Here is a 12,974-nt window from a genome sequence, read left to right on the forward strand (position 1 = left end):
AGGATGACCCACACTCCGCCCACCACCAACAGCATGCGCCGTGCCCTGAGGCGCGCCCGTGACGGCGTCGCGCTCGACACCGCGGAGGCCGCGGTGCTGCTCCAGGCGCGGGGGGCGGACCTCGCCGCCCTGACGGAGAGCGCGGCCCGGGTGCGGGACGCGGGCCTGGAGGCGGCGGGACGGCCCGGGATCATCACCTACTCCAAGAGCGTCTTCATCCCGCTCACCCGCCTGTGCCGGGACAAATGCCACTACTGCACCTTCGTGACCGTCCCCGGCAAGCTGCGGCGGGCCGGGCACGGGATGTTCATGTCCCCGGACGAGGTGCTGGAGATCGCCCGGCGCGGTGCCGAACTGGGCTGCAAGGAAGCGCTGATCACCCTCGGGGACAAGCCGGAGGAGCGGTGGCCGGAGGCGCGGGAGTGGCTGGACGCGCACGGCTACGACGACACCATCGCGTACGTGCGGGCGATGTCCATCAGGATCCTGGAGGAGACGGGGCTGCTGCCGCACCTCAACCCCGGGGTCATGAGCTGGACGGACTTCCAGCGGCTGAAGCCGGTCGCCCCCTCGATGGGCATGATGCTGGAAACGACGGCGACCCGGCTGTGGAGCGAGCCCGGCGGCCCGCACTACGGCTCCCCCGACAAGGAACCGGCCGTACGGCTGCGGGTGCTGGAGGACGCGGGGCGCAGCTCCGTGCCGTTCACCAGCGGGCTGCTCATCGGCATCGGTGAGACCTACGAGGAGCGTGCCGAGTCGCTGTTCGCGCTGCGCCGCGTCGCGCGGTCGTACCACGGCATCCAGGAACTGATCATCCAGAACTTCCGCGCCAAGCCGGACACCGCGATGCGCGGCATGCCGGACGCGGAACTGGACGACCTGGTGGCCACGGTGGCGGTCGCCCGGCACATCATGGGGCCGTCGGCCTGCCTCCAGGCACCGCCGAACCTGGTGGACGCGGAGTACGCCCGGCTGATCGGGGCCGGCATCGACGACTGGGGCGGGGTGTCGCCGCTGACCCCGGACCACGTCAACCCCGAGCGGCCCTGGCCGCAGATCGAGGAGCTGGCGGCACGCTCGGCGGAGGTGGGCTTCCGCTTGCGCGAACGGCTCTGCGTGTACCCGGAGTTCGTCCGGCGCGGCGAGCCGTGGCTGGACCCGCGGCTGCTGCCGCACGTGCGGGCGCTGGCCGACCCGGCCACAGGTCTGGCGCGCGAGGACGCCGAGGTCACCGGCCGTCCGTGGCAGGAGCCGGAGGAGGTCTTCACCGCCGCCGGCCGCACCGACCTGCACCGCACCATCGACACCGAGGGACGCACAGGCGACCGCCGGGAGGACTTCGACGAGGTCTACGGGGACTGGGAGGCGCTGCGCGAGCAGGCCGCCCCCGGGCTGGTCCCGGACCGCATCGAGGCCGACGTGCGCACCGCGCTGTCCGTGGCCGCCGACGACCCCACGAAGCTGACCGACGCCGAGGCGCTCGCGCTGCTGCACGCCGACGGGGCGGCGCTGGACGCGCTGTGCCGGATCGCCGACGACGTCCGCCGCGACGCGGTGGGCGACGAGGTCACCTACGTCGTCACACGGAACATCAACTTCACCAACGTCTGCTACACCGGTTGCCGGTTCTGCGCCTTCGCCCAGCGCCGCACCGACGCCGACGCCTACACCCTGTCCCTGTCCCAGGTCGCCGACCGGGCGGAACAGGCCTGGCAGCTCGGCGCCACCGAAGTCTGCATGCAGGGCGGCATCCACCCCGACCTGCCCGGCACCGCCTACTTCGACATCGCCCGCGCGGTCAAGGAACGCGTACCCGGCATGCACGTGCACGCCTTCTCCCCCATGGAGGTCGTCAACGGCGCCACCCGCACCGGCATGTCCCTCCGCGAATGGCTGAGCGCCGCCAAGGAAGCCGGCCTGGACTCCGTCCCCGGCACCGCCGCCGAGATCCTCGACGACGAGGTCCGCTGGGTCCTGACCAAGGGCAAACTACCCGCCGCCACCTGGGTCGAGGTCATCACCACGGCACACGAACTGGGCCTGCCCTCCTCCTCCACCATGATGTACGGCCACGTCGACCAGCCCCACCACTGGCTCGCCCACCTGCGCCTGCTCGCCCGGATCCAGCAGGAGACCGGCGGCTTCACCGAATTCGTCACCCTGCCGTTCATCCACACCAACGCACCCGTCTACCTGGCCGGCATCGCCCGCCCCGGCCCCACCCTGCGCGACAACCGCGCGGTCACCGCCATGGCCCGCCTCCTGCTCCACCCCCACATCCGCAACATCCAGACCAGCTGGGTCAAGCTCGGCACCGACGGCGCCGCCGAGATGCTGCGCTCCGGCGCCAACGACCTCGGCGGCACCCTGATGGAGGAGACCATCTCCCGCATGGCGGGCTCCGGTTACGGCTCCTACCGCTCCATCCGCGACCTGGTCGCCATCGCCGACGCCGCCGGCCGCCCCGCCCGCCAGCGCACCACCACCTACGGCGAAGTACCCGCAGAACGCATCGCCGCAGGCCTGGCCTCCGACGGCCACCTGCCCGAACTGCTGCCCGTCCTCGAGGACTGAGCCGGGGCGCGGCCCCCGGCCGCGCCCCCCGGCAACCTCTGCAAAAGAGTCCGAGCAACTCTCCAAAAGCGTCACACAGGCTGCGCACCTCCTTCGGGAGGTGTCGTTAGCGTTGCTGGCCGTCCCGCCCTGCACGGTGAACGTGCGCGCGGACCTGCCGCCGACGTCCCCCGGCGGCGTTGTCAGCAGAGAAAGACTCGGAGATGGACTACTGCTCCTCTTGCCGTCGGCATCTCAACGGGGCTCTCGTGTGTCCGGGGTGCGGCGCGTACGCACCCGACATAGCACCGCCCATGTGGCAGGGCCCGGACCCGGCCGCCGAACGGGAGCGGCTCCGCGACGCGGACTCCCCGGACGACCCCGACGGAACCGAACAGGACGACGCCGACCCGTCGCTGCAGGGTCGTGCGGCCCGGCGACGGCAGCTGGAACGCTGGAAGAAGAACCGGCGGCGCGCCGCGGCGGCCACGGCCGTGGCACTCGTCGGCGGCGGCCTCACCGTCGCGGCGCTGCCGCACGGCGGCTCCAAGAGCCGGGCCGACACGGCGGCGGCCGCGGAGACCCTGACCCCGGCCACCGCCCGCACCCTGCCGCTGTCCTCGATCCCCGCGCAGCCCGGCGGCGACGCCACGCACCGGCCCGGTCAGCGCGCACACCCCGCCACCACCGCGCCGCGCGGCGACGCGCCCCGCTCCGCGCCGACCGGGACGCGCACGACCGCGCCGGCGCACACCGCCCCGCAGGGCGACACCGGTCCCCGGGCCGGCACGGTCGCGGCCGTCCCCGCGCCCACGGACACCGCCCCCCACACCACCGCGCCCTCGTCCGCCCCCCATTCCCCCGCGGACGTCCCGGCCACACCCCCCACGACGACGGCGGCCCCCACGCCGCCGGCAACGAAGTCACCGATGCAGCTGTGCCTCCTGGTCCTCTGCGTCGGCTGACCGGAAAGGAACCCCACGTGCCAAGCAGCTACGCCGACCACGACCGCCGCCGCGTCCACGCCTGGCGGTTGTGGGGCGTCGGAGCCCTGACCGCGGTGCTCGCCGGCCTGCTGGCCAAGGCGGGCATCCTGGTCGCGCAGAGATTCCTGCTGCTGCCGCTCTTCGCCCCGCAGGGCTACGGGCTGTGGCGCGACGCCGCCGCCACCGCCTACGTCCTCGGGGCAGCGCTCGTCGCGCTCGCCGCGACGCTCCTGCTGCGCGTCCTCCTCACCACGACGCCCCGCGCCACGCTGTTCTTCGGCTGGATCATGGCCGGGCTGACCCTCTTCGCCGTGGTGATCCCGCTGGCCCTGCACCGCTCCAACGAGATGCTCGCCACCTGCGTGGTGAACCTCTTCATCGGGCTGATCGTCACCTCCCTGCTCGCGGGCGCGGCCCGCTGGGCACGGACCCGCGGCATCCAGGCCCCCCGGCCCGCGTGGCAGGGCCGCAACTGGTGACCCCCGGGCCCCGGCCCCTCGAAGGCCCCCGTTGCCACGGCAGCGGGGGCCTTCGCCGATGCGTGACCGACCACATTCCGGTCGTGACCGGAAGCCGACCGATCTGGGTCGATTACAGTGCTTGGTCGGGTCGAGCAGAGAGGCGTCGGACATGGTCGGGGCCATATGGGGGCGTGCCGAGCAGCAGGACTTCCGCAGCCGGGTACGCGGTTGTCTGCTCGGTGGTGCGATCGGCGACGCCCTCGGCGCCGGCGTCGAGTCCGACTCCCTGGCCGCCCTGCGGCAGGCGCACGGGAAGGACGGGGTCACCGACTACGTCCCGGCGTACGGGCGGCGGGGGGCCGTCACCGACGGCACCCAGATGACGCTGTTCACCGCCGAGGGCCTGATACGCGCCCAGGTGCGCCGCGACGCCGGGGCCTGGCACCCGCCCACCGACGTGCACCGGGCCCACCTGCGCTGGGCGGCCACCCAGAACGACTGGGGGCCCGACGAGCGCCGCAAGGACGCCGGCTGGCTGGCCCGCGAGGAGTGGCTGTACGCGCGCCGCGGCCCCGGGAAGGCCTGCCTGACCGGGCTCGGCGACGAGCGGATGGGCACCCTCGACGACCCCAAGAACCCGGACGCCAAGGGCTGCGGCGCGGTCGTACGGTCCGCGCCCTTCGGGCTGCTGGTCGGCTGGGAGCCGCAACTGGTGTTCCAGCTCGCCGTCGAGTGCGCCGCGCAGACGCACGGTCATCCCACCGGCGTCCTGGCCGCCGGGGCGTTCGCCGTCATCGTCCACGGCCTGGCCCGCGGCGAGGCCCTGGACGGCGCCGTGCAGCACACGCTGGCCCTGATCGCGGCGCGCCCCGGGCACGAGGAGACCTCCGTGGCACTGCAGGCCGCCCTCGGCGCCGTACGCCAGGGGCTGCCCGGCGCGGAGCGGGTGGAGTCCCTGGGCGCGGGCCGGACCGCCGAGGAGGCACTCGCCGTCGGCGTCTACTGCGCCCTGGTCGCCGAGGACGTCCGGCACGGACTGCTGCTGGCGGTCAACCACTCCGGGGACAGCGACTCCACCGGTTCGATCTGCGGCAACCTGCTGGGCGTGCAGCACGGCGAGACCGCCCTGCCCCCGGCCTGGACCGCGGAACTGGAGGGCCGGGGCACCGTCCTCCAGCTCGCCGACGACTTCGCCATGGAGATGACGCAGGGCCCCGCGCTGCACGGTCCCGGCGGCGCGTCCGCGGCGTGGCTGGAGCGCTACCCCGGCACCTGAGCGCCGGCCGAGGTCAGGTGTACTGCGCGTAGTCGTCGAGCGTGCGCAGCACGTCCGCCGTTCCCGCGGACGGCAGTTGCAGCACGACCTCCTCCAGACCCTGGTCCCGGTAGTACGCCAGCTTGCCCGGACTGGGGCGCACGGCGTACGGCACGACCTGGAGCGCCTTGGCGTCCCGGCCGGCGTCCTCCCACACCCGGCGCAGCCGCGGCACGCTCTCCGCCAGCCCGCCCCCGCCGATCGGCATCCAGCCGTCGGCGTACTCGGCGATGTGCGCGAACAGCGCGGGGCCCCCGGCGCCGCCGCACAGGATGCGGGGCCGCCCGCCCGACGCGGGCTTGGGCCAGGCGTGGCTGGCCGCGACCCGGCAGGACCCGCCCTCGTACGCGGTCGGTTCCGGCGCCCACAGGGCGTGCATGAGGGCCATCCGCTCCCGCACCAGTTCCCGGCGGCGCGGCCAGTCGACCCCGTGGTCGGCGGCCTCCTCGACGTTCCAGCCGAAGCCGACGCCGAGGGTGAACCGGCCGCCGGAGAGGAAGTCCAGGCTCGCGACCTGTTTGGCCAGCACGATCGGATCGTGCTGCGCGACCAGCGTGATCCCGGTGCCCAGCCGCAGCCGGTGGGTGACGGCTGCGGCGGCGGACAGGCCCACGAAGGGGTCGAGCGTGCGGCCGTACTCCGGCGGCAGCGGGCCGCCCATCGGCGCGGGGGTGCGGCGGCTGACCGGGATGTGCGTGTGCTCCGGGAGGTACAGGCCGTCGAAGCCGCGCTCCTCCAGTTCCCGGGCGAGCCGGACGGCGGGGACGGAGTGGTCGGTCAGGAAGATCGTCGTGGCGATCCGCATGGCGTCGTCGCACCTCCCGTGCTGTGGGCCAGTGTTATGCCCGTGCCGCGCGGCACGGACACCCGCGGCACGGCGTCCCGCCACGGGGGCGGCCCGGGGTCACACGCCCGTGGGGACCGTGCGGGTGTCCCGTCCGGAACGCAGGACCCGGCCGGGGACGGCCCCCGTGATCCCGTCGTCGCGGATCGTCTCCACGCCGCCCACCCGCACGCTGACCACGCCCCGGGCCCTGGAGTCCAGCCGCGGGCTGTCGCCCGGCAGGTCGTGCACGAGGGTGGCGGTGCCCGCGTCGATCCGCTCGGGGTCGAACAGCACCAGGTCGGCGTGGTACCCCTCCGCGACCCGGCCGCGCCCGCGGAGCCCGAACAGCCGCGCCGGGTCGTCGGTGAGCATCCGCACCGCCTTCTCCAGCGGGACCAGCCGGCGGCCGCGCAGGCAGTCGCCGAGGAACCGGGTGGTGTACGGCGCCCCGCACATGCGGTCCAGGTGGGCACCCGCGTCGGAGCCCCCGAGCAGCACGTCCTCGTGCTCCCAGGTGTTCCGGCGCAGCTCCCAGCTGTCCGGGTCGTTGTCGGTGGGCATGGGCCACAGCACCGTCCGCAACCCGTCGGCCGCGCAGATCTCGACGAGGGTGCGGAAGGGGTCCTGGCCCCGTTCGGCGGCGATGTCCCGCACGACCCGGCCGCTGACGCCGGCCCGCCGGTTCTCCTCGGAGTACGTGTCCCCGATGACGTACCGCCCGAAGTCGGCGAGCCGGCGGAAGACACCCGCCTCGGGGCTGCCGGCGCGCCGGAGCATCCCCGCGCGGACCTCGGGGTCGCGGAGCCGGGCGATGCGCTCGGGGACGGGCAGGGAGAGGATCTCGCCCCAGCCGGGGATGAGGTTGAGGGCGCAGAAGGTGCCGAGCGACATGTTCATCGGGGTCAGGATGGGCATCGTCAGCGCGACGACGCGGCCCCCGGCCTTGCGGGCCCGCTCGGAGGCCTGCAGCTGGCGGGGCACACGGTCCGGGACGGCCGCGTCGACGGTCAGCACGTTCCAGTTGAGCGGGCGGCCCGCGGCCACGGTCATGTCGACGAAGAGGTCGATCTCGTCGTCGGAGAAGGTGTCCAGGCAACCGGCGACGATCGCCTCGATCTGCGTGCCCTCGTGCTCCCCGACGGCCCGGGAGAGCGCGAGCAGTTCCGCGGGCCGGGCGTGCCGCGAGGCCACCGGGCGGCCGTCGCCGTCGGAGTGGGTGGCGGACTGGGTCGTCGACAGGCCCCAGCCGCCGGCCTCCATGGACTCGTGGAAGAGCCGCAGCATGCGGTCGAGCTGGTCCGGTGAGGGCTGCCCGCCGACGGCGTCGGGCCCCATGACGTAGCGGCGCAGCGCGCAGTGGCCCACCATGAAACCGGCGTTGACGGCGATCCGGCCCTCCAGGGCGTCCAGGTAGTCGCCGAAGCCGTGCCAGCTCCAGTCGACCCCGGACTCCAGGGCCTTCAGCGACATCCCCTCGACCTTGGACATCATCCGGCGGGTGTAGTCGGCGTCCTGCGGCTTGAGCGGCGCCAGGGTGAAACCGCAGTTGCCGCCGGCGACGGTGGTGACCCCGTGGTTCATGGAGGGGGTCGCGAAGGGGTCCCAGAACAGCTGGGCGTCGTAGTGGGTGTGCGGGTCGACGAAGCCCGGGGCGAGGACCAGCCCGGTCGCGTCCTCGGTGGTCCGTGCGGGCTCCTCGGTCCGGCCGGGCGGCGTGACCGTGACGACGCGGCCGTCCCGCAGGCCGACGTCGGCCGTACGGGCCGGGGCACCGGTGCCGTCGACGAGCGTCGCGCCGCGGATCAGGTGGTCGAGCATGCGTGGTCCCTCCTCCTGCTGGGGCCGCGGGCGGGCCGCCCGCCGCGCGGGTGTGGCCCCCGGCCGTCCCCGGGCGCGGCGGGCCGCCGCCGCGGTGCCGGTCCGGACGGGGGCCGGGCGGCGGTCCGGGAAGGCGCCGCCCTGTCGGTGGCCCGCGGCGTCACGCCGCCCGGCGGAAGCGGGTCGTCCGGTGCACCGGGTCCGTGTCGATCTTGGGGATGACGTGCTCCCCCACCAGCTTGATCGTGCGCATCGTGTCCTCGAAGGGGACGCCCACCGGCAGCCCGAACGACAGCTGGTCGGCCCCCGCGGACTCCCAGCGCTTGCACTGCTTGAGCGCGTCGTCCGGGTCGCCGCAGATCATCAGCTCCTCGTCGAGGAGCATCTCGATGAGCTCCTCGGTGTACGTCGGCAGCAGCTCCGGCCACTGCGGGATGTACTCCGGGCGCGGGAAGGTGTCGTGGTAGCGGAAGACCAGCGACTGCAGGTAGTTGAGGTTGCTGCTCGCGGCGACACGGATCGCTTCCTTGCGGGTCTCGGCGACGATCGCGGTGGTCGTCACCATGACGTTGTCGTTGACGAAGTCCCCGATGGGCTCGGCGTCGCGCACCGCGGTCTTGTACTGCTCCAGCACCCACTCCATGTCGGAGACCTTCTGGACGCTGAAGCCCAGCACGCCCAGGCCCTTGCGGGCGGCCATGGCGTAGGAGGGCGGCGAGCCCGCGGCGTACCACATGGCCGGGTGCGACGTCCCGTACGGCTTGGGGAACACCTTGCGGGGCGGCAGGGACCAGTGCTTGCCCTGGAAGCCCGGGTACTCCTCGTTGAGCCACATCTTGGGGAACTCGCCGACGGTCTCCTCCCAGATCTCCTTGGTGGCGTTCATGTCCGTGACGCCGGGGAGGAAGCCGAGGATCTCGTGGCTGCCGGCGCCGCGGCCGGTGCCGAACTCGAAGCGCCCGTCCGAGAGGTGGTCGAGCATGGCGACCTTCTCCGCGACCTTCACCGGGTGGTTGACCTGCGGGAGCGGGTTGAAGATGCCCGACCCGAGGTGGATCCGCTCGGTGGCGTGGGTGAGGTAGCCGATGTAGACGTCGTTGGCGGACAGGTGCGAGTACTCCTCGAGGAAGTGGTGCTCGCTGAACCAGGCGTACTTGAAGCCCGACCGGTCCGCCTGCACGACGTACTCGGTCTCCTCCATCAGCGCGTGGTGCTCGGCCTGCGGGTCGACCTCCGAGCGGAACTTGGGCACATATCCCTGTACGAAGATCCCGAATTCCAAGGGGTTCACCGTCCCTAGCTTTTCTGACGGATCGTCAGATTCCCGCTCCGACTCTTCCACCGGCGGCGGGGGAGGTCAATACCCGATCGCCGTCAGAAGAGCGAGACCCCGGCCAGCCAGCCGCCGTCGATGACGAACGGCTGCCCGGTGACGTACGAGGAGTCGTCACTGGTCAGGAAGAGCGCGAGCCGGGCGACCTCCTCCGGGCGCCCGATCCGGGCGAGCGGCACGAGATTGCCGTACAGCTGGTCCAGGGCCTCCGCGGGCACGCCCTCCCCGGGGTTGGACATGGGGGTGTCGATCGCACCCGGGCACATCGCGTTGACCCGGATGCCCTTGGGCGCCAGCTCCAAGGCGGCCACCCGCGTCATGCCGACGACGGCCGCCTTGGTCGCGGCGTACGAGGTCACCCCGGCCATGCCGGCCAGCGCCACGTAGGAGGCGGTGTTCACGATGGTGCCGCCGCCGGCCGCCGCGAGCAGCGGGGCCACGGTGCGCATCCCCAGGAAGGTACCGACTTGGTTGACCAGGACGACCTCCTGGAACTCCGCGAGCGGGGTGTCGACGAGTTCGTTGAAGCGCAGGATGCCGGCGTTGTTGACCAGCCCGTCCAGCCGCCCGAAGGCCTCGGTGGCGACGTCCAGGGCCGCGGCCCAGTCCGCCTCGCTCGTCACGTCCAGGTGGACGTAGCGCGCCCGGTCGCCGCCGATCCCCTCCGCCACGGCGGCACCCCGCTCGTCCAGCACGTCCCCGAGGACGACCCGCGCCCCCTCCGCCGCGAAGAGCAGCGCCTCCTGCTCGCCCTGCCCACGCGCCGCGCCGGTGATCAGCACGACCCGGCCGTCCAGCTTGCCCATGTCCGTCACTCCCTACGCGTCGAGGTGCGGCGCCACGCCGTCGGCGAACGCCTCCATCTGGTCGAGCAGTTCCGCCGCTCCCCGGACGCGGAACCTCACCTGGATCTGGTCCACCCCCATCGCGCCGTACTCCCGCAGCGACTCGGCCACCGCCTGCGGCTTCCCGGTCAGCGTGCGCCGCCCCACCGGCCACCCCGGCTCGCCGACGTACAACGGCTCCGCGATCACCCCGATGGTGATCGGCGTCCCGCCGCGCAGTTCCCGCAGCCGGGCGATCTGCGCTGGCATGGCCTTCCGGGAGTCCCCCTGGGGCAGCCAGCCGTCGCCCTTGAGCGCCGCGCGCCGCACCGCCGCGGGCGACGACCCCCCGACCCACACCGGGACCGGGCGCTGCACCGGCTCCGGCTTCTGCTCCCCCGCCGCGAAGTGCGCCCGCACCGCGTCGATCGCCTCGTCCAGCAGGGGCCCGCGCCGCTCGAAGTCCACCCCAAGGGCCTCGAACTCCTCCCGGACGTGCCCGGCCCCGACCCCGAGGATCAGCCGGCCGCCGCAGAGGTGGTCCAGCGTCGCGTACTGCTTGGCGGTCAACAGCGGATGCCGCAGTCCGATCACCGCGACGTGGCTCAGCAGCCGCACCCGCGTCGTCACGGCGGCCAGGAAGGCCAGCGTGGCGACCGGGTCGTACCAGGTGGGGCTCATCGCGGGGGCGAGCCGGGGCGGGATCGCCACGTGGTCGCAGCACCCGATGTACGCGAAGCCGAGCCGGTCCGCCGCCCGCGCGACGTCCACCAGGTCGCCCGGCGGCGCCGCGGCCTCCCACGGCTCCGCGTAGAGGGTGCTGAGCGATTGCACCGGCAGCTGCATGCCGTACGCGGTCTTGGTCATGCCGCCATGGTCGGACCTGACGGTCCGTCAGACAAGGGGTCGGGCCGGGCCGGCGCCGGCGCCGGTCAGCGCGCGGCGAACCCGTCGAAGGGCGCGCCGATGCCGAACGCCGACAGCCGCGGGCCGTCGGCGTCCTCCCGGATGACGGGAGAAGCCCACCAGGCGCCGCGCACCGTGCGCGACGCGGCCGCCGACAGCAGGCGGGACCTCCTCAGCCGGCGGCCCCGCCCTGCCCGGACCACAAACCTTCCAGGGTCAGCCCCAGCAGCTCGATCGCGTTGCCGCGTACGATCCGCTCGACGACGTCCGGGGCGAGGTGCCCCATCTGGGCCTCGCCGACCTCACGGGACTTGGGCCAGGTCGAGTCGGAGTGCGGGTAGTCAGTCTCGTACAGGACGTTGCCGACACCGATCGCGTCGATGTTGCGCAGGCCCACCGCGTCGTCGAAGAAGCACCCGTATATGTGCTCCCGGAACAGCTCCGAGGGCGGCCGCAGCACCTTGTCGGCCACGCCGCCCCAGCCCCGGTTCTCCTCCCAGACGACGTCGGCGCGCTCCAGGATGTACGGGATCCAGCCGATCTGGCCTTCCGCGTACATGATCCGCAAGGAGGGGAAGCGGTCGAAGATCCCCGACATCAGCCAGTCGACCATGGAGAAGCAGCAGTTGGCGAAGGTGATCGTGGAGCCGACCGCGGGCGGCGCGTCGGCGGAGGTGGACGGCATGCGCGAGGAGGAGCCGATGTGCATCGCGATGACGGTGCCGGTCTCGTCGCAGGCACGCAGGAAGGGGTCCCACGCGTCGGTGTGCACGGACGGCAGCCCCAGGTGCGGCGGGATCTCGGAGAAGCAGACCGCCCGCACCCCGCGCTCGGCGTTGCGGCGCACCTCCGCGGCGGCCAGATCCGCGTCCCACAACGGGATGAGGGTGAGCGGGATCAGCCGGCCCCCGGCCTGCGGGCCGCACCACTCTTCGACCATCCAGTCGTTGTAGGCGCGCACGCACAGCAACCCCAGTTCCCGGTCCTTGGCCTCGGTGAACGTCTGGCCGCAGAACCGCGGGAAGGTGGGGAAGCACAGGGCGGACTGCACGTGGTTGACGTCCATGTCCGCCAGCCGCTCGGGGACGCTGTAGGAACCGGGGCGCATCTGCTCGTAGGTGATCGCCTCCAGCCGCACCTCGTCCCTGCTGTACCCGACGGCGGTGTCCAGCCGGGTCAGGGGGCGCCGCAGGTCCTCGTAGACCCACCAGTCGGCGACGGGACCCTCGTCACCCGGCTCACCCATGCGCGGGGTGAACCTGCCCCCGACGAAGGTCATCGACCTCAGGGGCGCGCGCACGATGCGCGGCGCGCTGTCCTGGTACGCCGACGGGAGCCGGTCCCGCCAGACGCCGGGGGGCTCGACCGTGTGGTCGTCCACCGAAATGATCCTCGGGAAGGTCTCCATGGGCTCACGGTAGCGCGAATCTGACGGGTCGTCAGTAGGTCTGTGGGCGGCCCGTCTTTGTGTGCGGCGCCGTTGTGGTTGCGCTTTGGGGTTTCCCCGCCGCCCGCCCTCCCCCAGCCTTCGGCCGGGGGGGGACCCCCATGGGCGCACCCCACCACACCCCCTCCCGTGGGATGGGGCGCATGACGGCCGGTGGGGGTAGGGCACCTGCGGCAACCCCGCACCGCTCTCCGAACCCCCACTGGCCGTTAGTCGCCCAAGCCGGCAGGAGGGGGTGTGGCGGGGTGCCCCCGCAGGCGACAAGCGGTGCGCGCGGTGCCGGATGATGTGGGGCAGCGCCGCGAGCGCCGAGGTGGGGGTCCCCCCGGCCGAAGGCTGGGGGCGTACGCCGGCGCGGCACCGACCCCACAACGTTCGCAGCGGGGCGGTCACTGACCGCGCCGGGCAATCGGGCGGGAGGGCGGGGATGCCCGCCGCAGGCGCAACGCACCCGCACACACCCACCGGGCAGCCCGGCGCAGCCGGCCGCAGGCGCAAACAA

Annotated in this window: 10 protein-coding genes; 4 read left to right on the forward strand and 6 right to left on the reverse strand. The window is 73.4% G+C overall.

Annotated elements, in window-relative coordinates:
- Window positions 1–3: 3 nt before the first annotated feature.
- The 4 genes from ABZ312_RS01835 to ABZ312_RS01850 all read left to right on the forward strand — a co-directional run bounded on the left by ABZ312_RS01835 (window position 4) and on the right by ABZ312_RS01850 (window position 5,279).
- Entirely contained in the window at window positions 4–2,577 is a 2,574-nt protein-coding gene (locus ABZ312_RS01835) for a bifunctional FO biosynthesis protein CofGH (RefSeq protein ID WP_500331534.1), read from the forward strand.
- A gap of 203 nt (window positions 2,578–2,780) precedes the next feature.
- Window positions 2,781–3,521, forward strand: coding sequence for an SCO2400 family protein (locus ABZ312_RS01840; protein WP_500331576.1), 741 nt, complete (start codon window positions 2,781–2,783; stop codon window positions 3,519–3,521).
- 17 nt (window positions 3,522–3,538) lie between these two features.
- The gene (locus tag ABZ312_RS01845; RefSeq protein ID WP_500331533.1) at window positions 3,539–4,021 is read left to right on the forward strand and encodes a hypothetical protein; all 483 of its coding nucleotides are present in this window, start codon (window positions 3,539–3,541) and stop codon (window positions 4,019–4,021) included.
- 151 nt (window positions 4,022–4,172) lie between these two features.
- Entirely contained in the window at window positions 4,173–5,279 is a 1,107-nt protein-coding gene (locus tag ABZ312_RS01850) for an ADP-ribosylglycohydrolase family protein (protein WP_500331531.1), read from the forward strand.
- Between the two features lie 13 nt (window positions 5,280–5,292).
- Here the strand turns inward: ABZ312_RS01850 and ABZ312_RS01855 are convergent, their stop codons facing one another.
- The 6 genes from ABZ312_RS01855 to ABZ312_RS01880 all read right to left on the reverse strand — a co-directional run bounded on the left by ABZ312_RS01855 (window position 5,293) and on the right by ABZ312_RS01880 (window position 12,433).
- Window positions 5,293–6,123 (reverse strand): TIGR03619 family F420-dependent LLM class oxidoreductase, encoded by an 831-nt coding sequence (locus tag ABZ312_RS01855; RefSeq protein WP_500331529.1) that lies wholly within the window; start codon window positions 6,121–6,123, stop codon window positions 5,293–5,295.
- Window positions 6,124–6,222: 99 nt separating this feature from the next.
- Window positions 6,223–7,962 carry an N-acyl-D-amino-acid deacylase family protein gene (locus tag ABZ312_RS01860; protein ID WP_500331527.1) on the reverse strand — a complete coding sequence of 580 codons (1,740 nt, stop codon included), beginning with the start codon at window positions 7,960–7,962 and terminating at the stop codon, window positions 6,223–6,225.
- Between the two features lie 160 nt (window positions 7,963–8,122).
- Window positions 8,123–9,244, reverse strand: a complete 1,122-nt coding sequence (locus ABZ312_RS01865; protein ID WP_500331525.1) for an LLM class flavin-dependent oxidoreductase — start codon at window positions 9,242–9,244, stop codon at window positions 8,123–8,125.
- Window positions 9,245–9,336: 92 nt separating this feature from the next.
- Window positions 9,337–10,101: an SDR family NAD(P)-dependent oxidoreductase gene (locus ABZ312_RS01870; protein ID WP_500436180.1), complete on the reverse strand. Its 765-nt coding sequence runs from the start codon at window positions 10,099–10,101 to the stop codon at window positions 9,337–9,339.
- 12 nt (window positions 10,102–10,113) lie between these two features.
- Window positions 10,114–10,986, reverse strand: coding sequence for a TIGR03619 family F420-dependent LLM class oxidoreductase (locus ABZ312_RS01875; protein WP_500331521.1), 873 nt, complete (start codon window positions 10,984–10,986; stop codon window positions 10,114–10,116).
- A gap of 211 nt (window positions 10,987–11,197) precedes the next feature.
- A complete protein-coding gene (locus tag ABZ312_RS01880) occupies window positions 11,198–12,433 on the reverse strand; it encodes an amidohydrolase family protein (RefSeq protein ID WP_500436182.1) in 1,236 nt (411 codons plus the stop codon).
- Between the last annotated feature and the right edge of the window lie 541 nt (window positions 12,434–12,974).

Source organism: Streptomyces sp. NPDC006207 (assembly GCF_040613835.1).
Lineage (GTDB): Bacteria > Actinomycetota > Actinomycetes > Streptomycetales > Streptomycetaceae > Actinacidiphila.